This window comes from Aeromonas enteropelogenes (assembly GCF_020097295.1).
GTDB lineage: Bacteria > Pseudomonadota > Gammaproteobacteria > Enterobacterales > Aeromonadaceae > Aeromonas > Aeromonas enteropelogenes.
In genome coordinates this window covers 3,229,025-3,250,559 of record NZ_CP083625.1, presented here as the reverse complement: position 1 = coordinate 3,250,559, position 21,535 = coordinate 3,229,025, and the positions used below count along the sequence as shown (strand labels likewise).

Below are 21,535 nucleotides of genomic sequence, written 5' to 3'. Positions count from 1 at the left end.
CCATACGGGGGCGTGTTGCTTTTCAATGCCAAGTTTTTTGCCAAGGCCCGCTTATGGCCGCTCGCCGGCCGCCAGACGGCGGTTGATATCGGCGATGACCGGGGCGATGTCGGCCAGGGTATCAATCACGTAGTGCGCCCCCGCCGCCCGCAGTTTGGCCTCGGCCGGTGCACGCCGGGCGGCGATCTCCGCCTCGCTCATGGCGGCAAACTCGTCCCAGGTGGCACCAAATTCGTTGCCGGAAACCGACAATCCCACCGTCCACATGCCCGCGTTAAGCCCTTCGCTGATACCCGGCACGGCGTCATCCACCTTGATGCAGCGATGCACCGCACTCACTCCGAGCTCAATTACGTTGGCCAGCGCCATCCAGGGGCCGGGGCGACCACCGGCCTTGAGGTCATCGGTGGCGACCCAGTGATCCGGGCGGTAGCCGTGATCGGCCGCAGCCGGTACCAGCGCCGCCATCACCGGACGGGGATAACCGGAGCAGGAGCCGATTTTCAGCCCTTGTGCTCGCAGAGCCTCCAGCACCGGCAACACGCCGGGGATCGGGGCGGCAAAGCGGGTCACGGCGGCAATCTGCAGCGGCATAAAGGTGTGATAGAGGTGGTCCACCTCGGCGTGGCTCATGGGGTGACCAAAGCGGGCCTGCCAGCGCGCAGCCACCGAGGGCAGCCGGCCCAGCGCCGCGATATGATCCCACTTACCAAGGCCCATGGGCTGGCGCGCCTCATCCAGGGTCACGGGGAAATCATAGGCGCGGGCGAAGGCCTCGACGAAGATGGAGGTGGGGGCGAACGAGCCAAAATCGACGACGGTACCGGCCCAATCGAGGATCAGGGCCGCTACGTCGGTGGTCGGGTCTACAGCGAGCTGCAAGTCAGTCATGGTGATGTTCCTGTTTCGGTGAAAGTGCGATCTCGCTCAAGGCGCGATCGAGAATGGTGATGGCACGCACCAGATCGGCGCGAGCGATATTGAGCGGCGGCGAGAGCTGGATGACATTGCCCTGAGAAACCTTGAAGCTGAGCCCGAGCGCCAGACAGCGATAGAGCAGCCGCTCGGCGGCCTGGCTATTGCGGGTGCGACTTTGGTGATCGACCACCAGATCGAGCGCCCAGAGCAAACCAATACCGCGCACCTGGCCGATCAGCGGGTGACGCTCGGCCAACTTGCCGAGCTCGCGCGCCATAAAGCGGCCATCCTCCCGCACTTTTGCAAGCAACCCCACCTCGCGGATTGTCTCTATCGTGGCGAGGGCTGCCGCGCAGCCAATGGGGCTCTTCTCGTGGGTGTAGTGGCCGAGCGAAATCGCTGCGGCCTGATTGAAGCGATCACGGGTGATGAGCGCGGCAAACGGCACTACCCCGCCCCCCAACCCCTTGCCCAGGCAGATGATGTCGGGCTCGATGCCGAACTCTTCAAAGCTGAACCAGTGGCCAGTGCGGCCCAAGGCATTGGGGATCTCGTCGACGATCAGCAACACCTTGTGGCGATCGCAGATCTCCCGCACCCGCTGCCAGTAGGCCTTCGAGGGCACCTGTACGTCGGTGTTGCGAATGGGCTCGGCGATAAAGGCGCCAATGCCCCCCTCCTTCTGGATGACGTACTCCAGATAATCGGCATAGTGCAGGTCATTCCCCTCCCCGCGATACCAAACGCCGCGATAGCAGGTGGGGGGCGGGATACGCTCCACGCCAGCCATCAAGGGGCCCATGCCGGCACGAAAACAGGCCTCGCCGCCGACCGAGATGGCATCGAGGGAGGCACCGTGAAAGGCGTCCCACAGGGACACCACCTTGCTATTGCCGCTGATAAAGCGGGCGAGCTTCAGGGCAATCCCCACCACCTCGCTGCCACCGGGCGCAAACAGCACCCGGTTGAGATCGCTGGGAGCCAGTTCGGCCAGAGTGCGGGCGCAGTCGATGGCAACCCGATGGGTGTAGCGGCGCGGCGCAAACGGCAGATCGGCGAGTTGCTGCTGCACCGCGGCCACCACCTTGGGGTGACCGTGGCCCAGCTGATGAACGCTGTTGCCGTGAAAATCGAGATAGCGTTTGCCCGATACGCTGGTCAGCCAGCTCCCCTGCGCGCGCTCAAGCAGATCGAGACAGGGGGTGGAGAGCGCCTGATGGAGAAAGTAGCGGCTATCTTCCGCCAATCCGGCCTGTACATCTTCGCTCTGACCTGCCCACCAGCGCGCCCGACCCTCGCCAAGGTTGATATCCCCTTCGCTGTCGGCTCGGCCGCTGCCATGCAGAGGGGCATCCCCACGGCGGACAGCCATCATGCCGCGCCTTGCCAGTAGCAGGCATCGGCCATGGCCGCGAGCAAGGCGCGCACTTGTGCTGGGGTCACATCGCCGATATTGCCAATGCGAAAACAATCGGCTTGCGACACCTTGCCCGGATAGATGACAAAGCCCTGCGCCTTGAGGCGCTGGTAGAAATCGGCAAAACGGTAATCCGGATGCGCTGGCGAGTAGAAGGCGGTGATGATGGGAGATTGCCATTCAGTCGGTAGTAGCGGCGCAAAACCAAGGGCGGCCATGCCCGCCACCAGGGTTTGCTGGTTCTCGCGGTAGCGCTGATAACGGGCGGCGATGCCCCCCTCCTCATTCAGTTCACGCAGCGCCTGAGCAAAGGCGAGCACGGTATGGGTAGGTGAGGTAAAGCGCCACTTGCCCCCCTGCTGCTCCATGGTCTGCCACTGGGCGTGCAGATCGAGGGAGACCGAGCGGGCGCGACCGGCGCAGGCCATCAGTGCCGCGCGGCGGGCGATGACAAAGCCAAAACCCGGCACCCCCTGGATGCACTTGTTGGCGGAGCTGATGAGAAATTCGATGCCAAGGGGGCCCATGTCGATGGGGATACCGCCAAAACTGCTCATGGCATCGACGATCAGGCGAATGCCTCGGCGCTGGCAGAGCGCTGCCACCTCCTCAAGGGGGTTGAGCATGCCGGTGGTGGTCTCGCAGTGCACCATCGCCAGATGGGTGATCTCGGGGTGGCGCGCCAGCATGGCCTCAATGGCAGCAGGCTCGGGGCGGGTGGTCTCGCCGCAGTCGAGCTCATGGTGACGCAAGCCAAGACAGCGAGCCATCTCCCCCATGCGGGCCCCATAGGCGCCGTTGTTGATGATCAGCAGACACTCATCGACGCCTATCGCCGAACCCAGCACGCTCTCCACCACGTAGCTGCCGCTGCCCTGCAGCAGCACGGCGCTGTAGTCGCGTTCATATTCCGGACCGGTGGCCAGGCGCACCAGTTCGCGGCGGATGGGCTCCACCACCCCCTGGTTGTAGTCCGCATCCCAGGTGCAGCTGTCTTGCAGCATGGCGGCACGTACCGTGGCGGTGGTTGAGAGGGGGCCCGGGGTCAGTAGCAGGTAATCGACGGCGGCGGGGGCCGCAGGCAGGTAAGTCATGATAGCGCTCCTTTTGGTATAGACCAGATGGAGCGTATTGTGGGTAACTCCCCTGCCTAGGTCAAAGGGGTGGGGCTATGTGCAACAAAAAATTCATTTTCAGCGCCATAATCACGATAATCTAGGCACACTTAGCCCAAAGGGCGATTCTGGTCTTTACCAAGGCAACCAGTAAGCCGCCAAGGAATGTCATGAGCAAACCCCAATACCTGCAGATCAAGGATGCCCTCGCCAACCAGATCCTGGCGGGGGGCCTGACCCCCAATGACAAGCTCCCCTCCGAGCGGCTGCTGGGGGAGCTTTACGGTACCACCCGGGTGACCATCCGCGAGGCCTTGGTGCAGCTGGAGGCGAGCGGCCTTATCTATCGGGCAGATCGCCGCGGCTGGTTCGTTACCCCGCCGCGTTTTAGCCTCAACCCCAGACGCACCTCCAACTTTCACCAAGTTGTGCGCGAGCAAGGGGGCGAGCCGCGCACTGAACTTTTGGAGAAAAGCCGCCAGGCGGTACCGCCAGCGCTGATGGCGCGACTGCAACTCAAACCGTTTGATAGCCTGTTTTTGCTCAAGCGGCTGCGCTATGCCAACGGGCGCGCTATCTGTTATTGCGAAAATTACTGCCTGCCAGAACGAGTGCCAGGCCTGCTGGCGCTGGATCTCAATGGCAGCCTCACCGAGATCTATCAGGCCCATTACGATCTGCACTACGCCCGCATGCAGGTGCGCTTCTTCCCCACCGCCCTGCCGGACGAAGCGGCCAAGGCACTGGGGGCCACCGCGGGTCTGCCCGCCTTGCGTCTGGAGCGGCTTAATTTCGATCAACATGGCCGGGTACTCGATTTTGATCTGGAATACTGGCGCCACGATAGCCTGGAGATCGAGGTAGATACCCAGGATTAGTCACGGCTACATCAGGAACGGTAAAACGTCACAGGGCCGTCACCGAAACGTCATAATGATCCCCTAGCCTCTCTCTCGACCAATCTGGTTTATACCAATTTTGATGGAGAGTGAGGATGAAACAGGGAACCCCTTGGCTGGCTGCCGCCATGCTGGCCGCCACGACAGCCCCGGCACTGGCAGCAACCGATCTGACTGTCTACACCGCGTTTGAAGCAGAGCAACTGACTGAACTCAAGCGTGCTTTTGAGCGCCAGCATCCGGATATCAACATCAAGTGGGTGCGCGACTCTACCGGCGTCATCACCGCCCGGTTGCTGGCTGAACAAGCCCAACCCAAGGCCGATGTGGTGTGGGGACTGGCGGCCACCAGCCTGATGCAGCTCGATCAGCAGCAGCTGCTAGCCGCTTACGCCCCCAAGGGGCTGGATAAGCTCGACAGCCGCTTTCGCGACAGCAAGGCCGAGCCCCACTGGATAGGGCTGGACGCCTTCTTCAGCGCCATCTGTTTTAACAAGGTAGAGGCCGAGAAACAGGGGATCCCCGCGCCCACCAGCTGGGCCGATCTCACCAAGCCCATCTACAAGGGCAAGGTGATCATGCCCAATCCCAGCTCCTCCGGCACCGGCTACTTGAGTGTCGCAGGCTGGCTGCAAACCATGGGAGAAGCGCAAGGCTGGCAATTTATGAACGGCCTGCACCAGAACATCGACCGCTACACTCACTCAGGTTCCGCCCCTTGCAAGCTGGCCGCCAGTGGCGAAACGGTGATCGGCATCTCCTTTGACTTCCCAGCGACCAGCCTCAAGGCCAAGGGAGCCCCGATCGAGGTGGTATTCCCCAGTGAAGGATCTGGCTGGGATATGGAAGCTGCCGCCATCATCAAGAGCACCCCCAAGCGGGATGCCGCCCAGCAGCTGCTCGACTTTGCCGCTACCGAGCAGGCCAATGCCCTTTACAACAAATCCTTTGCCGTGGTTGCCATCCCGGAGGTGGCCAAACCCAGGGCCGGTTACCCCAGCGATATCAAGGAGCAGATGATCGATAACGATTTTGGCTGGGCTGCCCGTGAGCGTAACACCATCCTGGCACAATGGAATGCCAGCTTCGACGGCAAGTCGGAAGCCAAACCATAAGGGGTTCGCAAAGATTGCAAGTGCCATCGACAGGCCAACGCGAGTTGGCCTTTTCGTTACCAGAGATCCCCAACGCCTTCCCCTTTGACACGCCCCAGCCCCCCCTCACTGTCATCTTACTGTCATCAGGGGATCACCGAATGGTCACACTTGTCAGACAAACTGGTATATACCAAATCAGTAGCGAGTCGCACCATGACCCAGCCCTATCTGGATATTCAACACCTTAATAAGCAGTTCGGCGCCTTTCGGGCACTCAAGGGGATCTCCCTGACCATTGCGCCGGGAGAGTTTATCTGCTTTCTTGGCCCCTCCGGCTGCGGTAAAACCACCTTGCTGCGAGCCATCGCCGGCCTCGATCTGCCCGACAGCGGCAAGATCTGGCAAGGGGGGCGTGACGTCTCGCGGTTACCGCCCCAACAGCGCGATTTTGGCATCGTATTTCAGTCCTACGCCCTCTTCCCTAATCTGACGGTGGCCCAAAATATCGCCTTCGGCCTTGAGAATCAGGGGCTGGCGCGCGATGCAATCAAGGCACGCGTCGATCATTGGCTGGAACTGGTGGGACTGACCGCCCAATCCCACAAATACCCCAGTCAGATCTCCGGCGGCCAGCAACAGCGGGTGGCACTGGCGCGGGCGCTGGCCCTCTCCCCCGGCTTGTTGCTGCTGGACGAACCCCTTAGTGCCCTGGATGCGCTGGTGCGCAGCCACCTTCGCAGCGAGATCCGCGCCCTGCAACAGCGCCTTGGCATTACCACCATCATGGTGACCCACGATCAGGAGGAGGCCCTGACCATGGCCGATCGCATCGTGGTGATGGAGAGCGGTCGCATCGTGCAAGTAGGCACCCCGCAAGAGATCTATCACCAGCCTGCCAGCCGCTTCGTGGCCAGCTTTGTCGGCACCATGAACTTTCTCGATGCCCTGGTGCTTGGCCCGACCCAGGTCCGCCTCAACGATCATCCCCTGCGCCTGGCCAATCGCGCGGCTCCTGGCAGTAAACTGCAGCTGGCGATCCGCCCTGAGGCGATCAAGCTGGGGGCGCCCGGTGAACATGGCATCCAGGCACACATCGAACAGGTGGAGTTTCTCGGTGCCGCCCAGCGCCTCATCTGCACCGCCGACACCTACCTGGGCCCGCAACAATTGCTGGTGGAGCGCCCCACCCATGAACAGCCTGATCACGAACAGGGGGGCTGGCGCAGTGGTATGTGCTGCTCGCTGCAGTGGCCCGCCGAGGCGATGCAGTTATTTGGAGAGGCCCGCCCATGAACCACTCCGTGATCGTGCCACAAGAGGCCAGCCCGCCCCCCGCACAGCCCCGTGATGCAAGATGGCAACGCCTTGGCGGCAGTTGGAGCTGGGATCAGCGACTGCAACTGATCCTGCTGGTACTCGGCATCGCTCTGCTCACCGGCGGCCTGTTGCTGCCCCTGCTCACCATGTTGCAAAAGAGCCTGCAGGATGAGAACGGCCTTTGGGTGGGCCTTGCCAACTTCAGCACCTATTTCGACTCCCCTCATCTGGGACGCACCCTCGGCAACACCCTCTGGCTCGGGGTGCTGATCACCACGCTGGTGGTGACCATCGCCTTTGGTTACGCTTATGCCCTCACCCGCACCTGCATGCCAGGCAAACCCCTGTTTCGCCTCATCGGCCTTATTCCGCTGTTGATGCCCTCCCTGCTGCCCGCCATCAGCCTGGTCTACTGGTTTGGCAATCAGGGGATCGCCAAGGGGCTGCTCGGCGGCGAGAGTATCTACGGCCCCATCGGTATCGTCATGGGTCTGGGCTTCTGGTGCTTTCCCCACGCCTTGATGATCCTTATCACGGCGCTCGGTCAGAGCGATGCCCGCCTCTATGAAGCCTCTCGGGTGCTCGGCAGCAGCGGCTGGCGCACCTTTGTCACCGTCACCCTGCCCACCGCTCGCTATGGCCTGCTCAGCGCCGCCATCGCAGTGTTTACCCTCACCATCTGCGACTTCGGGGTAGCCAAGGTGATTGGCGGCCAATACAACGTGCTGGCCACCGATATCTACCGGCAGGTGATCGGGATGCAAAACTTCTCCCTCGGGGCAGTGGCGAGCGTCACCCTGCTGCTGCCGGCACTGTTGAGCTTTGCTTTGGAGCACCGAGTGCGCAGCAAGATGCAAGAGCAGAGCAGCACCAAGGCGGTGCCCTATCAGCCCAAACCCCATCGGCTGCGGGATCTGCTGGCGCTTGGCTGGTGCACGCTCTGGGCCCTGCTGTTTCTGGCACTGGTGGGCATGGCGGTTTACGGCTCCCTGGTGCAGTTTTGGCCCTACAACCTTGAGCTGACGCTGGATCACTACGCCTTTGACAGCAACAGCGTCTATGGCTGGCAGCCCATGACCAACACCTTGCAGCTGGGTCTGTTTACCGCACTCATCGGCACCCTACTGGTGATGGTGCTGGCCTGGGCGCAGGAGAAGGGGCGCCACTTTGCATGGCTTCGCCAGCTGCTGCACCTGCTTGCCATGCTGTCGCTGGCCGTACCCGGCATGGTGCTGGGGCTGGGTTACATATTCTTTTTCAACGGCAACCCACTGTTTGGCGGCCTCTACGGTACCCTGCCATTGCTGGTGCTCTCCTGCGTCATCCACTACTACACCGTGGGTCATATGACGGCCCTGACCAGCCTCAAGCAATTGCCCAAAGAGCTGGAGCTGGTGGCCATCTCATTGCGTATTCCGCTCTGGAAGGCGTTCTGGCGGGTCACCCTGCCCACCTCCCTGCCGGCGCTCTTGGAGATCTTTATCTATCTGTTCGTCAACGCCATGACTACCACTTCGGCGGTGATCTTCCTCTATTCGAGCGACAGCGTGCTTGCCTCCATCGCCGTGCTCAATATGGAGGACTCCGGTGATACCGCCGCGGCCGCCGCCATGGCCACCCTGATCCTGCTGGCCGCCGCTACCGTCAAGCTGCTCCAGCTCTTGTTAAGCCGCACCCTGCTGGCCCGCACCCAGCGCTGGCGCCAGTCATAACCTTATCGAGGAGTCATGATGTCCACTCTCCCCTTCTGGCTGGCCGAGGCGCTCGCCGCCGAACAGCCCGCGCCCCCCACACCTCTTCAAGGCCACCACGAGGTCGATGTCTGCCTCGTCGGCGGCGGCTTTACCGGGCTGTGGAGCGCCATCGCCCTTAAACAGGCAGAGCCACATTTGCGCATCCTGGTGCTGGAGAAAGATCGCTGCGGCAGCGGCGCCTCCGGGCGCAACGGCGGCTGTCTGCTCACCTGGTCGGCCAAATATCTGACGTTAAAGCGCCTGTTTGGCGAAGCGCAGGCCGCCTGGCTGGTGCAAAAATCGGAGCAGGCAGTGCACGAGATCGCCCGTTTCTGTGAACAGCACAACATAGAGGCCGACCTTCGTGTCGAGGGCACCTGCTACACCGCCACCAGCGCGGCCCAGCGCGGCCTGATGGAGCCGGTATTGCAGGCGCTCACGCGAGCAGGCCTTAACCAGTGGCAGGCTATTGAAGAGAGTGAACTGGCCAGCCAGAGCGGCTCCCATGTGCATCTGGAGGGGTTTTACAGCCCCCACGCGGGCTCGGTGCAACCGGCCCTGCTGGTGCGTGGCCTGCTGCGGGCAGCGCGAGAACTGGGGGTCGAGGTCTATGAAGGGACCCCCATGCAGCGCCTCGATGCAGGCCAACCGGCGCGGGTGCAAACGCCACAGGCCATCGTCCACGCCCGCAAGGTAGTGCTGGCCCTCAACAGCGCCATGGTGCAGCACTTTCGCGAGTTTCGCCGCACTATCGTGCTGGTCTCCTCCGATATGGTGATAACCGACCCCGCGCCGGATGCCCTGGCCGACCAGCAGCTCAATCACGGCCGCTCCGTGGTGGATGGCCGCACTTTTGTCCACTACTACCGCTCCACTCCGCAAGGGCGGCTGATGCTAGGCAAGGGGGGCAACACCTTCGCCTTTGCCAACCGCCATCTGGCCGAGTTCGACGAACCGAGCCGCTATCTTGCTCCCCTCACCCGCACCCTGCGTCGCTTCTTTCCGGCCCTTGAAGAGGTGCCCATCGCCGCCAGCTGGTGCGGCGCCTCCGACCGCTCGGTGGACGGCCTCCCCTTCTTTGGCCACTGGCGAGCGCAGCCCAATATCGTCTATGGCCTCGGCTATTCCGGCAACGGGGTGGCGCAGAGCTGGATGGGCGGTCAAGTACTGGCGGCTTTGGTGAGAGACAAGATGCGAGAAGAGGACAAGCCGTGGCGCGAATGCGCCCTGGTGAGCGGCCCGCGCGGCTATTTTCCACCCGAGCCCTTGCGCTGGCTGGGGGCCATGGCGGTGCGCAATGCCATTCGGCGCAAAGAGCGGGCGGAGGATGAAAACCGCCTTGTGCCTTGGTATGACAAGCGGCTTGCCAGCCTGGCGGATGCGGCAGGCAAGGCGGATAAATAGGCCCCTCCATTTCCATTGCTCCATTGGCCCATTTGTCACGCAGCCAATACGGCCCCAAGTGCAAATGGCAAAGCCCGTTCGAATGCGCCCCGGTCAGAAGCATTGTCAGCCACCCACCATGCCGGCCCCAGGGTCGGCATATTGCGTTGAGGCCAACAGGCTGGCAATGCGAGCCCACCACCAACGCCTCCTGAAACTGTCGTAGCCAGCACTAGATGACCGCCATCTCTCCTCGCCCCTGACAACCCTTCCTTGACATTGGATATAGCTCCAACGTTTAGCTTCTCTCACGCGCCCTAAGCCATACAGGGCCATATCCCACCCTATTCGAGATCTGGAGGAGCAATGAAGAATGTGTGGAAAGTAACCTTGGTCACGCTATGGAGTGGGCTCATTTGGGGGATTTACTGGCTGCTACAAATTCTGCCTCAATGGGTGTCTGCCGCGCTGGACAAGGTGGCAAGTCTCGAGTCAGGGGAGCTGGCGAGTACTACGGCGACGTTTTGGCCCGAGGGAGGGTTACCTATCCCAACTCAGTGGGTCAGCTGGGCGATGGAGATTTACCCGATGCTGCTGCCATTTGCTTCTGCCCTGTTGTGGGTGATTTGGGGGATAGGCGTGTTGTGCTTGTGGGGAGTGTTGCCACGCCTCGTATCCTGGAGGAAGGGGCCATGAGATCCATGAAGAAATACGTGAGGCACGCGCGCTCATCGCTGTCCTTTATGAAGCAGTTCGTTCGCTCACCCCGGGACGTAGGGGCTGTCTGGCCCTCCTCCCAGTGGCTCTGCGACGGCATGATGGCAGGCATTGATCTGCAGCGGGCCAGGTATGTGGCGGAGCTGGGTGCGGGAACCGGGGTGCTCACCCGTACGCTGTTACAGGCACTGCCTGACAATGCCAGGCTCGATGCCTACGAGATCCACCCAGGCTTTATCTCTGTGCTGGAAACCATCCCGGATCCCAGGCTGGAGGTCTGCATGCAACCCGCCCAACAACTGAACAAATCCTATGAGGTGATCTTCTCCGGCTTGCCCCTGCTGGCATTTACGCCCGCCCAGCGGCAGGCTGTGCTGGCCCGGGTCAAGGCATCCCTGCATCCTGGGGGGTACTTTATCCAGTTCCAGTACACCTCGCAGATAGAGCGCGAACTGTCCCATCACTTTGACTGGCAACGCCGCCGTGTCTGGCTCAATATGCCGCCAGCCTGGGTCTATCAATGCAGCTTCGGCTCCCCTGAAGGGAAATAGCCGGCTTGCAATCACACCTTGGACTTGATTCCGGCTCTGCCGCTGCGAACGGCTCAGGTTGCTTATGCCAGTTGGCGACCGTGGCAACATCGGCATCAAGTCCAACCTGCGACATAAAGGGTTGCGGCTGCCAATATGCCACGTCCCTCCCGATAGAGGCCAAGCCTGACTAATATCCGCACTGATGCTTGATTGTCAGACGCTATCTCAGCTTCGATGTGGTCAAGGCCAAAGGTGGAATTTTTCCGTATTTCATAAATTCAGTGTCTGAAAATCTCTCGAACAAATTGAATATAATACCTCGCTAAGCCATGGGGGATTCATCATTCACCTGTCATATCTTCACGCTTGAACGAGTCAATTATTCTATGCAACAAGTACTGAGACTACGAAAAATATATGCGGCGCTAGATGAGCTTTCCCCCTACTCAGTTTCAGTGATCTTGAATTTACTGTCAAGAGAGCCCAACCCGGATGACCAGTACCAATAGCCATATCGTTGGAATAAACCCATATTAAACCGCCCTTTATCCCCAACTACCAAAGAAAAATTGACATCTTTATTTAAAGCTATTCCGTTTGATTCTTTATCCATTTTGCCAAAATAATCCTTGTTAGGGTATATCTGTTTGAATGTGACATCTACAGGTATCCAGCCAATATTCTCAAGATAAAATTCAGACCACGCATGGAATGTATTGTCAGCCCGAATAGCCACAACATGTCTGGCGGGAATTTGCTTTATCCTGAGTAACGTAATATATATACTCGACAAGTTTCCACAATCACCACCACCAGAATCCATAACTTCATTTAAGGGATGTAATCCCGTATTAGCATTTATATAGCTAAAGTTAAGCGGAACATACTCGTACGCCATTCGAGCATAAGTCAAGATATCTGCCTGACTCTTTTCCCATAGTTTATTTGATATGGCTTGCAGTTTCTTATTTGACAGATTGATATATGGTAAATTATCCCTTGTGTAATTAATAAAATCAGCCCCCTTTTTATTGTATGGTTCTATCTTTTTTATCTTTAGTAGATCATAAAATTGATCATAGGTTGTCACCTGATAAGATACCGCAGACAATATATTCTCTCCGTTTTTCGGCGAGCTTTTTTCATCATAGACAAAGGATGCGTAACGCAACTCGCCATCATTAATTACTACCCCATTGTTTGTTTGGATATACTTGACATCCTGAACTCTATTTTGCAGTGGTAGCGGTATATTGACTATTAAATCCGATAAGGCAAGACCATTGTTTTTTGTATTTACACTCACTGTTACCGTGTAAGTTCTTGGATTGCTTTTGCTTAAATATGGTTCTTGCGAAAAAACAAAGCTGGAAAATATAAAAATACTAATGAATGTCATTTTTTTCATTCTTCCCTCTCCCCCAAAATATCGTCCTGCGCCTTGCCAAGAGGCTGACAACGCGCCCCCGTCAATTCAATCGCAACCACCTCTCTCCAAAGATGTCGCTATCACATACAAGGTAAAAAAGCAATCGGTATCCACTTGTCACAAGGGCTGGCGTCCCGCTGCCTACCCTGCTGCCACTCCCCTATTGGTTGCGCAGTCAATGTTGCTGTCATCCATCATCGATCTTGTTTTGGGCATGACAGACTGGGTGGTATGTGTTGCACACGATCAGAACTTCCAGAAATTGTCGCACAGAGCGTTGCATGACCGTCGTCAATTTCCGGGCGGGCCCCATTCATTCAGTGCCGTATTTTGCCCGCCTGTTTGCTGTTATTTCGGCCTCCCAGCCATACAGGGTCATATTCTTTCTCTTAGCGATCTAAAGGGGCGATGCAGGATGGATTGGAGACATGGTTGATTAAATCAGGATATGGGTTCATAAGGGGTGGTGGCCCCTCAAAAATATGAGACTGCCTGATCATTATCTTGGTCGTTGTATATCGATAGTGGCTGGCCAGAGTGGCCGTTTTTAGTTTTTATGGGTGAATAGAAGTATACGAGCCACATCTATGGGGAAATAAGGCATACGAGTTACATCATATATCTCTAGTGCACTGCTTTAATTCCATGTTTTCTTTCCAACCAATAAAACATACAAGGATGCGCAATGAAACTTTCGTTACTCACGTCTGCCTTGCTGGCAACCTCCTTATTTTCTGCAGCAACACTGGCTTCCGAGCCACCCATTCGCCTGGTGATCCACGGCGGCGCCGGCACGATTGCCAAAGCAACCATTACCCCGCAACAGGAGGCCGAATACAAAGCCAAATTGGATGAAGCATTGCAGGCTGGTTACAAAGTGCTGGAAAGCGGCGGCGCCAGTCTGGAGGCGGTGCAGCGGGCCATCAACGTGATGGAAGACTCTCCGCTGTTTAATGCCGGTAAAGGCGCTGTCTTTACCCATGATGGTCGCAACGAGCTGGATGCATCCATCATGGATGGTAAAACCTTGGCGGCAGGCGCGGTGGCTGGCGTGACCACCATTAAAAATCCGATCAATGCCGCTTATACCGTCATGACGCGCAGCCCCCATGTGTTGATGGTGTCCAAAGGCGCAGAGGTATTCCTGAAGCAAGAAGGGTTGGAGACGGTTGAACCCGCCTATTTCCGCACTGACTATCGCTGGCAGCAATTGCAAGAGGCCATTAAAAAAGAGCAGGTGGTGCTGGATCACGATGGCAAATCGGCTTACACCTACGATCCGCTGATGTATGACTACAAATTTGGAACCGTGGGGGCCGTCGCTCTGGATAAAGAGGGCAATCTGGCGGCGGGTACATCGACCGGCGGCATGACCAACAAGCGTTATGGCCGGGTTGGCGATTCTCCGCTGATTGGGGCAGGCACCTACGCGGACAACAATACGGTGGCCGTATCAGCCACAGGGAGTGGCGAGAAGTTTATCCGCACCGCAACGGCGTACAATATCGCCTCACAGGTGAAATACAACAAAGCCCCTCTGGCAACAGCGGCAGCCAATGCGCTCAATGAAGTGAAAGCCATTGATGGCAGTGGCGGAGTCATTGTGCTGGATGCCAAAGGCAACTACACCATGCTCTTTAATACGGTCGGCATGTATCGTGGTGCGATTGGCAACGATGGCAAAAAAGAGATTGCGCTGTTTGGGGAGTGATTTGGTTATCACACCTTGAGAGTGACTTGCGGACACAATGCAACCTCAAGCCAGGTGCCGCAGGTCATTCACCGTCAAAAAGTGAGAACCTCACGGTTTTCGATGCATGCTGACGATACAGGCTGATCCAAGAACCCCTGCCCCGCTATGCCGATAGACAGGCGTTTATCACAACCATAAAGCGTGCCGACCTGATGGTCGGCATTTGTCGCTCTGGTCTCATTATCAGGGATAATAATAAGTCAATGAACTCGTTTCGCATCACGTCACTATTGGTCGCCATCGACTATTTAATTATCTGCCATCTCTTCGTGCCCGGAAAATAGCGATGCCGGTTTCCGATCATTGTCACAGCTAACCACAGACTATCACAACTTGTCACAATATTGAGATTGACCTTGGAGTATAGCCAAAGGTTTAGCCTTCTCTCTGCATTTTAAAAATTCCTATAGAGGGCAGGCATTATATGAAGAAAAGGTTATTTATTTCTGTCTGTTTGATCTGGGGCACCACCTGGCTTGCGATGGCCATTGCGGGACAATCTATCCCCTCGTTAACGGCTACCGCACTGCGTTTTATGGTGATGTCTCCCTTGTTGATACTTATCGCGTGCAAGGATAATGTGCCACTGCTGTTTCCTAGGGGGAAGCGGCATTATATGCCGATCGTTGCCCTCTTCTATTTTGCCATTCCGTTCTGGTTTATGCTGGAGGGAGAAAAATATATTTCATCGGGTCTTGCTGCCATTATTTTCAGCTATATGCCGATCGCCATCATGCTGCTCTCGTACTTCATCACAAAGCAGCATTTCAGCCTGCGCCAGATCCAGGCCCTGCTGGTAACCTTGTTGAGCCTCGTCAGTATTATCTCGATAGAGTCGGATATCTCGGGTAGCAACTATCTCATTGGCATTGTGCTGCTCACAAGCGCCGTGCTGCTGCATGCAATCATCTATATATTGAAGCAACACCGACTTGGCCATATTCATGTGCTCACCTTTAGCGCCATCCCCAGCGGAATTGCCTCCCTCTTGTTGCTGATGGCCGGTTTGGTGACAGAACCCTTGGTATTCGCCGATATGCAGCTCTCCTCCCTGCTCGCCGTCCTTTATCTTGGCAGCATCGCTGGGGTCGGGGGGATAGTCGCGTATTTCAGGCTCAATGCCCTGGTCTCCCCTTTCAAGGCCTCGCTCTGCTTTCTGATTTTTCCGGTGATTGCCGTGGCGCTGGAGGCAGTGGTCACCGGACGCAGCCTCTCCCCCTATTCCCTGCTTTTTATCCTGCCGTTGGCTGGCGGTATCTACCAGTTGATCAAACCCAAACGCGAAGCTCCCAAGACCATCAGCGTAAAGCAAGGGGCAAACTGACTATCAGACGGAGCATGATATTACTCACCTCGAACGTCCGAATGCGCTCCGCTATTCGAACCCTATGGCCCTATTCGACCCCACGCGTTGTCACTCAGGGCGATAGCGTAACTTGTAGGTTGGCGCAGAGCGTCGCGAAGCCCAACAGACGAGCATTATTGCGCCAACCAGAGCGGGATAAACAAGGATGTGGCTAAACTGTAAAACAGATTGACAGGTATATTTCACGGTAAACGTTGGGCTTCACTTCGTTCAGCACCAACCTACCATTTTTAGCCCAACATACGAGATGGAGGCGGTGGTCACCGGGCGCAGCCTCTCCCCCTATTCCCTGCTTTTTATCCTGCCGCTGGCTGGCGGCATCTACCAGTTGATCAAACCCAGCCGTGAAAGCCCCAAGACCATTAGCGTAAAGCAAGGAGCAAACTGACTATCAGGCGGAGCATGATATTACTCACCTCGAACGTCCGAATACGCTTCGCTATTCGAACCGACGCGCCTATTCGACCCACGAGTTGTCACTCAGGGCGATAGCGTAACTTGTAGGTTGGCGCAGAGCGTCGCGAAGCCCAACAGACGAGCATTATTGCGCCAATCAGAGCGGGATAAACAAGGATGTGGCTAAGCCGTAAAACAGATTTACAGGTATATTTCACGGTAAACGTTGGGCTTCACTTCGTTCAGCACCAACCTACCATTTTTAGCCCAACATACGAGATGGAGGCGGTGGTCACCGGGCGCAGCCTCTCCCCCTATTCCCTGCTTTTTATCCTGCCCCTGGCTGGCGGGATCTACCAGCTGATCAGACCCAAACGTGAGAACCTCAAGACCATCAGCGTAAAGCAAGGGGCAAACTGACGATCGACCGAGGTGATATCACTCACCTCGACCGTCCGATTACGTTCCGCTAATCGAACCTACAAGCCTCGCTATTCGAATCAACTTGGTTCGAATTTGGATGAAGAATGCTTTAGACTGGCAGATCAGCCACATCTATTCCTTGTTCGATCAATTCATGCCGCTGGTCTGCTATTTCTAAAAGTAAATCTCGATTATGATTCCCAACAACACATATTACAAACTCCCAACGAGGCGGATAATTAAGTAAAATAACATTCATTCCAGCATTTTCTAAAATACTTGACAACATATATGCTGCTGGTCGAGTTTCAGAGAACCAATATCTTCCATATTTCTCAATAGACTGAACAGCTGGAATATAATGACTGTTCAAAACAACATTTCTAAGGTTGTTCTTGTCGACAGGCATTTTTATCTCCTAGATACATTGCACAATTTAAACAACATATCCAAAAATGTGTAAACTATACCTTGACAGAATTAATGAACTTACTTATTTGCTCGATTCCATCAAATGTAGATGGTAAATTACCATCTTCCGTTACTATCCCAGAGAATATAACTCTCTCAAATCGTTCCAGAACATCAGCATCTTTGCTTTTTATCTCGCTAGCATAACCAGAATAGCTTTGTATGAATCGACACAATGTCTTTCTAAGGTCGATCTGCAATAACTGTGACTTAACTGATTTATAATTAAAAAGAAGAACCCTAAAATAATATATAGATATTGCAACTAAAGATACTGTTGGAAAAATGGATACCAATAGGCCATCTCTGATGACAGATAAGTTATCAATATTGACATAAATAAATATGAGCTCAGCCGCTATCGGTAAAACTATAATTAATGATAACAGTTTAAGCCAAAACAAGATCCCATCGCGCTCACGTATCTTTTCTTTTGATAAGTCATCAAAGCCTTGATATAAACCAACGAAATTAAACGCATTTTCGTATTTAGAGAGGGACTCTTCTATTGCTTTGACTCGACTCTCTCTTTCACTTAAATCATTATCCCATTCAACTCTAAGTTGCTTAGCCTTCACCGTGACAGCATCAAAATTTTTAAGTGTTTCAATTTCATCACTGTTTGCTACCGCCTTAAAAATACTTATAGGTATATCACGAATTGCGAACTCAATTTGTTCTCGCGCAGAGCTTTCAAACAACTCCACATTATTAAAAATAAATCTTCTGGCTCTTTCGAAATCAAAAGCCAAGTCATTTTTAGTTGAGAGATATAATTCAAAAAGAAACCGAAAACACATTGAACAAATATCATCCAAGTTCTCTTTGGTTAGCTCATCTTCATCTGCCAATCGACTAATGAATTGATCGCCTATCCACTTTATATTTATTTGGCAGAACATGTTCCATTCATTAGGATTTTTGTCCATAGCATTTATTACTAAACGAATCAGACTATTCCGTTGTTTATCGAAATCATTTGAAGGAACCAAACTGTCAATCCTTTGTCTGAACTTAGCAAGTACAGTTTTGCTTTGATTTGTGTCAAATAATTTAATCATAAATAACTACGGCTCACTAAAAAATAAAAAACTATCACACTGAATTTACCATATCCTACGTTGGGGATTTCACAAGGTCTAGTTGTATATAGAATCCCTTTTACTTTGCCATAATAAAAAAGCCGCCCTAAGGCGGCATTTTTATTAGAGATAACAGGCTAGGAACAATTACCAGCCGGTTACTTCACGCAGTGCCTTGCCGATATCGGCAAGGGAGCGCACGGTTTTGACACCGGCATCTTCCAGGGCGGCAAACTTCTCGGCGGCGGTGCCCTTGCCACCCGAGATGATGGCGCCGGCGTGGCCCATGCGCTTGCCGGGAGGCGCGGTGACACCCGCGATATAGGAGACCACCGGCTTGGTGACGTGGGCCTTGATATAGGCGGCCGCGTCTTCCTCGGCGTTGCCGCCGATCTCGCCGATCATCACGATGGCTTCGGTCTGCGGATCGTTCTGGAACATCTCCAGGATGTCGATGAAGTTGGAACCCGGGATGGGGTCGCCACCGATACCGACGCAGGTGGACTGGCCGAAGCCCTCGTCCGTAGTCTGCTTGACCGCTTCGTAGGTCAGGGTGCCGGAGCGGGAAACGATGCCCACCTTGCCCGGCTTGTGGATGTGGCCAGGCATGATACCGATCTTGCACTCGCCCGGGGTGATGACGCCGGGGCAGTTGGGGCCGATCATGCGTACGCCGGTTTCCTGCAGCTTCACTTTCACGTCCAGCATATCCAAGGTCGGGATGCCTTCGGTGATGGTGACGATCAGCTTGATGCCGGCGTCGATGGCTTCCAGGATGGCGTCCTTGCAGAACGGAGCCGGCACATAGATGACGGAAGCGGTGGCGCCGGTGGCTTCCACGGCATCACGAACGGTGTTGAACACCGGCAGGCCCAGGTGGGTGGTGCCACCCTTGCCCGGGGAGACGCCGCCAACCATCTGGGTACCGTAAGCGATGGCCTGTTCGGAGTGGAAGGTACCCTGACCGCCGGTAAAGCCCTGGCAGATCACCTTGGTATCTTTGTTGATCAGAACGCTCATCAGTTGGCCTCCGCTGCTTTGACGACTTGCTGCGCGGCATCGGTCAGACTCTTGGCCGCAATGATGTTGAGGCCGCTCTCGGCCAGCTTGATACCACCCAGCTCGGCGTTGTTACCCTCCAGGCGCACTACCACGGGAACCTTGACCCCCACTTCCTTCACGGCGCCGATGATGCCTTCGGCGATCATGTCACAGCGCACGATGCCGCCGAAGATGTTGACCAGTACGGCTTTGACGTTGCTGTCGGAGAGGATGATCTTGAACGCTTCGGTCACGCGCTCCTTGGTGGCGCCACCGCCCACGTCCAGGAAGTTGGCGGGAGAGCCGCCGTGCAGGTTGACGATGTCCATGGTGCCCATGGCCAGACCCGCGCCATTGACCATGCAGCCGATGTTGCCATCGAGGGCCACATAGTTCAGCTCCCACTGGGCGGCATGCGCTTCGCGGGGGTCATCCTGAGACGGATCGTGCATCTCGCGCAGCTTGGGCTGGCGATAGAGGGCGTTGGCGTCGATGTTGATCTTGCCGTCCAGGCAATGCAGGTTGCCCTTGTCGGTGATGACCAGGGGGTTGATTTCCAGCAATGCGAAGTCGCAATCCAGGAACATCTGGCCCAGGCCCATGAAGATCTTGGTGAACTGCTTGATCTGATCGCCGACCAGACCCAGTTTGAAGGCCAGCTCGCGAGCCTGGTAGGGCTGCGGGCCCACCAGGGGATCCAGGGTGGCCTTGTGAATGAGTTCCGGGGTTTCGTGGGCGACTTTTTCAATCTCCACGCCACCTTCGGTAGAGGCCATGAAGACCACGCGGCGGCTGCCACGATCGACCACAGCGCCGAGATACAGCTCCTTGGCGATGTCGGTGCAGGACTCCACCAGGATCTTGGTGACCGGCTGGCCGTTGGCGTCGGTCTGGTAGGTCACCAGGTTCTTGCCAAGCCACTGCTGGGCGAAGGCACGGATCTCGTCCTTGCTCTTGGCGAGCTTGACGCCGCCCGCCTTGCCGCGACCACCGGCGTGGACCTGGCACTTGACGACCCAGGTGTTGCCGCCAATCTTGTCGGCCGCTTCGGCCGCTTCCTGCGGGGTAGCACAGGCATAACCTTCGGAGACCGGCAGGCCATACTCGGCAAACAGCTGTTTTGCCTGATATTCATGCAGATTCATAGATGCTCTATCCGTGTTGTAGGTATTTCCGTCCGGGGCAGAGGTTTCTCAATCCCCGTATGGGGGGCCTCAAGGGCCCCTTGTTATCTTTCTTACGCTCGGGTTGACTCAGACGTCCAGCAGCAGACGGGTCGGATCTTCCAGCAGCTCCTTGACGGAGACCAGGAAGCCGACTGACTCGCGGCCGTCGATGAGACGGTGATCGTAGGAGAGCGCCAGGTACATCATCGGCAGGATCTCGACCTTGCCGTCGACGGCCATGGGGCGATCCTGGATCTTGTGCATGCCCAGAATGGCGCTCTGGGGCGGGTTGATGATCGGGGTGGACATCAGGGAGCCAAACACACCACCGTTGGTGATGGTGAAGTTGCCGCCAGTCAGCTCATCCACGGTCAGTTTGCCGTCGCGGCCCTTGCCGGCCAGATCCTTGATGGCCTTCTCGATGTCGGCCAGGCTCATGCTGTCGCAGTCGCGCAGCACTGGGGTCACCAGACCACGGGGGGTGGAGACGGCGATGCTCACATCGAAGTAGTTGTGGTAGACGATGTCGTCACCATCCAGCCCGGCGTTCACTTCCGGATAACGCTTGAGGGACTCTACTACCGCCTTGACGTAGAAGGACATGAAGCCGAGCTTGATGCCGTGCTTCTTCTCGAAGATCTCACCGTACTGCTTGCGCAGCTTCATGATGGGCGCCATGTTGATCTCGTTGAAGGTAGTCAGCATGGCGGTGGTGTTCTTGGCCTCCAGCAGACGCTCGGCGATGCGCTTGCGCAGACGGGTCATGGGCACGCGCTTCTCGCTGCGACCGGCCAGGGTCGCCACAGGTGCAGCCGGCGCCGCAGCGGCAACCGGGGCAGCGGCAGCCGCCTTGCTCAGCCCCTTGATGTAGGCTTCCACGTCTTCCTTGGTGATACGACCACCCTTACCGGTGCCGGACAGCTTGGCGACATCGATGTCGTGCTCGCCGATCAGGCGGCGCACGGAGGGGCTCAGGCCATCAGCAGCGTCATCGGCCACTACTTCCACCGGCTTCTCGGCAGTCTCTTCACCGGCCACGGGAGCCGGCTTGAGCATGGCGATCAGCTGGCGGGAGAGTACGGTTGCCCCTTCCGCTTCCAGAATATCCCCCAGCACACCGGCTTGCGGTGCCGGCACTTCCAGCACCACCTTGTCGGTTTCGATGTCAACCAGCACTTCATCACGGGCAACCAGATCACCGGGCTTCTTGTGCCAGGTGGCGATGGTGGCATCTGCCACTGATTCCGGCAGGTCCGGTACCTTGATCTCGATAGTCATC

General features: G+C 56.4%; 18 protein-coding genes. 9 read left to right on the top strand and 9 right to left on the bottom strand.

The annotated features are described in order from the left end of the window. Positions 1-51: 51 nt before the first annotated feature. The 3 genes from phnX to phnW are packed head-to-tail and all read right to left on the bottom strand — an operon-like array spanning position 52 to position 3,429. Positions 52-891 (bottom strand): phosphonoacetaldehyde hydrolase, encoded by an 840-nt coding sequence (phnX, locus tag LA321_RS15160; RefSeq protein WP_042071495.1) that lies wholly within the window; start codon positions 889-891, stop codon positions 52-54. Further along, positions 884-2,293, bottom strand: a complete 1,410-nt coding sequence (locus tag LA321_RS15155) for an aspartate aminotransferase family protein (protein ID WP_082043408.1) — start codon at positions 2,291-2,293, stop codon at positions 884-886. The genes phnX and LA321_RS15155 overlap by 8 nt, the downstream gene beginning before the upstream one ends. Then, a complete protein-coding gene (phnW, locus tag LA321_RS15150; protein ID WP_042071499.1) occupies positions 2,290-3,429 on the bottom strand; it encodes a 2-aminoethylphosphonate--pyruvate transaminase in 1,140 nt (379 codons plus the stop codon). Before phnW ends, LA321_RS15155 begins: the two co-directional genes overlap by 4 nt. 191 nt (positions 3,430-3,620) lie before the next feature. Here phnW and phnR point away from each other — a divergent pair, with 191 nt between their 5' ends. From phnR to LA321_RS15120, 6 genes are all read left to right on the top strand, one after another. Then, positions 3,621-4,328 (top strand): phosphonate utilization transcriptional regulator PhnR, encoded by a 708-nt coding sequence (gene phnR / locus LA321_RS15145; RefSeq protein WP_042071502.1) that lies wholly within the window; start codon positions 3,621-3,623, stop codon positions 4,326-4,328. A 116-nt stretch (positions 4,329-4,444) separates the two neighbouring features. Beyond that, a complete protein-coding gene (locus LA321_RS15140) occupies positions 4,445-5,464 on the top strand; it encodes a putative 2-aminoethylphosphonate ABC transporter substrate-binding protein (protein ID WP_042071504.1) in 1,020 nt (339 codons plus the stop codon). A gap of 195 nt (positions 5,465-5,659) precedes the next feature. Beyond that, positions 5,660-6,739, top strand: a complete 1,080-nt coding sequence (locus LA321_RS15135) for a putative 2-aminoethylphosphonate ABC transporter ATP-binding protein (protein ID WP_042071505.1) — start codon at positions 5,660-5,662, stop codon at positions 6,737-6,739. Then, entirely contained in the window at positions 6,736-8,475 is a 1,740-nt protein-coding gene (locus LA321_RS15130) for a putative 2-aminoethylphosphonate ABC transporter permease subunit (RefSeq protein ID WP_042071508.1), read from the top strand. The genes LA321_RS15135 and LA321_RS15130 overlap by 4 nt, the downstream gene beginning before the upstream one ends. 18 nt (positions 8,476-8,493) lie before the next feature. Then, entirely contained in the window at positions 8,494-9,900 is a 1,407-nt protein-coding gene (locus LA321_RS15125; RefSeq protein WP_042071510.1) for an FAD-dependent oxidoreductase, read from the top strand. Between the two features lie 722 nt (positions 9,901-10,622). Continuing rightward, a complete protein-coding gene (locus tag LA321_RS15120; RefSeq protein ID WP_167335327.1) occupies positions 10,623-11,147 on the top strand; it encodes a class I SAM-dependent methyltransferase in 525 nt (174 codons plus the stop codon). Positions 11,148-11,571: 424 nt separating this feature from the next. Here the strand turns inward: LA321_RS15120 and LA321_RS15115 are convergent, their stop codons facing one another. Then, the gene (locus tag LA321_RS15115) at positions 11,572-12,537 is read right to left on the bottom strand and encodes a transglutaminase-like domain-containing protein (RefSeq protein ID WP_082043409.1); all 966 of its coding nucleotides are present in this window, start codon (positions 12,535-12,537) and stop codon (positions 11,572-11,574) included. Positions 12,538-13,243: 706 nt separating this feature from the next. Between LA321_RS15115 and LA321_RS15110 the strand changes: the two genes are divergently transcribed. The 3 genes from LA321_RS15110 to LA321_RS15100 all read left to right on the top strand — a co-directional run bounded on the left by LA321_RS15110 (position 13,244) and on the right by LA321_RS15100 (position 16,493). Next, positions 13,244-14,269 carry an isoaspartyl peptidase/L-asparaginase family protein gene (locus LA321_RS15110; RefSeq protein WP_042071518.1) on the top strand — a complete coding sequence of 342 codons (1,026 nt, stop codon included), beginning with the start codon at positions 13,244-13,246 and terminating at the stop codon, positions 14,267-14,269. A 466-nt stretch (positions 14,270-14,735) separates the two neighbouring features. Continuing rightward, positions 14,736-15,635 carry a DMT family transporter gene (locus tag LA321_RS15105; protein WP_082043410.1) on the top strand — a complete coding sequence of 300 codons (900 nt, stop codon included), beginning with the start codon at positions 14,736-14,738 and terminating at the stop codon, positions 15,633-15,635. Positions 15,636-16,250: 615 nt separating this feature from the next. Further along, complete coding sequence (locus LA321_RS15100; RefSeq protein WP_224212215.1) at positions 16,251-16,493, top strand: hypothetical protein; 243 nt, start codon at positions 16,251-16,253, stop codon at positions 16,491-16,493. A 112-nt stretch (positions 16,494-16,605) separates the two neighbouring features. On the opposite strand, the gene LA321_RS15095 is transcribed toward LA321_RS15100, so the two are convergent. The 5 genes from LA321_RS15095 to odhB form a co-directional block, all read right to left on the bottom strand. Beyond that, the gene (locus LA321_RS15095) at positions 16,606-16,905 is read right to left on the bottom strand and encodes a hypothetical protein (protein WP_156141045.1); all 300 of its coding nucleotides are present in this window, start codon (positions 16,903-16,905) and stop codon (positions 16,606-16,608) included. Positions 16,906-16,960: 55 nt separating this feature from the next. Beyond that, positions 16,961-18,028: a hypothetical protein gene (locus tag LA321_RS15090; protein WP_042071521.1), complete on the bottom strand. Its 1,068-nt coding sequence runs from the start codon at positions 18,026-18,028 to the stop codon at positions 16,961-16,963. Positions 18,029-18,196: 168 nt separating this feature from the next. Further along, positions 18,197-19,069: a succinate--CoA ligase subunit alpha gene (sucD, locus tag LA321_RS15085; RefSeq protein WP_042028888.1), complete on the bottom strand. Its 873-nt coding sequence runs from the start codon at positions 19,067-19,069 to the stop codon at positions 18,197-18,199. Beyond that, complete coding sequence (gene sucC, locus LA321_RS15080) at positions 19,069-20,235, bottom strand: ADP-forming succinate--CoA ligase subunit beta (protein WP_042071523.1); 1,167 nt, start codon at positions 20,233-20,235, stop codon at positions 19,069-19,071. Before sucC ends, sucD begins: the two co-directional genes overlap by 1 nt. A gap of 108 nt (positions 20,236-20,343) precedes the next feature. After that, positions 20,344-21,534, bottom strand: a complete 1,191-nt coding sequence (gene odhB / locus LA321_RS15075; RefSeq protein WP_042071525.1) for a 2-oxoglutarate dehydrogenase complex dihydrolipoyllysine-residue succinyltransferase — start codon at positions 21,532-21,534, stop codon at positions 20,344-20,346. Between the last annotated feature and the right edge of the window lies 1 nt (position 21,535).

Coding starts and splice junctions, on each gene's coding strand:
- LA321_RS15125 (WP_042071510.1), top strand. CDS start 8,494: ATGTCCACTCTCCCCTTCTGGCTGGCCGAGGCGCTCGCCGCCGAACAG.
- LA321_RS15115 (WP_082043409.1), bottom strand. CDS start 12,537: ATGAAAAAAATGACATTCATTAGTATTTTTATATTTTCCAGCTTTGTT.
- LA321_RS15120 (WP_167335327.1), top strand. CDS start 10,623: ATGAAGCAGTTCGTTCGCTCACCCCGGGACGTAGGGGCTGTCTGGCCC.
- phnR (WP_042071502.1), top strand. CDS start 3,621: ATGAGCAAACCCCAATACCTGCAGATCAAGGATGCCCTCGCCAACCAG.
- LA321_RS15090 (WP_042071521.1), bottom strand. CDS start 18,028: ATGATTAAATTATTTGACACAAATCAAAGCAAAACTGTACTTGCTAAG.
- sucC (WP_042071523.1), bottom strand. CDS start 20,235: ATGAATCTGCATGAATATCAGGCAAAACAGCTGTTTGCCGAGTATGGC.
- LA321_RS15100 (WP_224212215.1), top strand. CDS start 16,251: ATGTGGCTAAGCCGTAAAACAGATTTACAGGTATATTTCACGGTAAAC.
- LA321_RS15105 (WP_082043410.1), top strand. CDS start 14,736: ATGAAGAAAAGGTTATTTATTTCTGTCTGTTTGATCTGGGGCACCACC.
- phnX (WP_042071495.1), bottom strand. CDS start 891: ATGACTGACTTGCAGCTCGCTGTAGACCCGACCACCGACGTAGCGGCC.
- odhB (WP_042071525.1), bottom strand. CDS start 21,534: ATGACTATCGAGATCAAGGTACCGGACCTGCCGGAATCAGTGGCAGAT.
- LA321_RS15130 (WP_042071508.1), top strand. CDS start 6,736: ATGAACCACTCCGTGATCGTGCCACAAGAGGCCAGCCCGCCCCCCGCA.
- sucD (WP_042028888.1), bottom strand. CDS start 19,069: ATGAGCGTTCTGATCAACAAAGATACCAAGGTGATCTGCCAGGGCTTT.
- LA321_RS15140 (WP_042071504.1), top strand. CDS start 4,445: ATGAAACAGGGAACCCCTTGGCTGGCTGCCGCCATGCTGGCCGCCACG.
- phnW (WP_042071499.1), bottom strand. CDS start 3,429: ATGACTTACCTGCCTGCGGCCCCCGCCGCCGTCGATTACCTGCTACTG.
- LA321_RS15135 (WP_042071505.1), top strand. CDS start 5,660: ATGACCCAGCCCTATCTGGATATTCAACACCTTAATAAGCAGTTCGGC.
- LA321_RS15110 (WP_042071518.1), top strand. CDS start 13,244: ATGAAACTTTCGTTACTCACGTCTGCCTTGCTGGCAACCTCCTTATTT.
- LA321_RS15095 (WP_156141045.1), bottom strand. CDS start 16,905: ATGCCTGTCGACAAGAACAACCTTAGAAATGTTGTTTTGAACAGTCAT.
- LA321_RS15155 (WP_082043408.1), bottom strand. CDS start 2,293: ATGATGGCTGTCCGCCGTGGGGATGCCCCTCTGCATGGCAGCGGCCGA.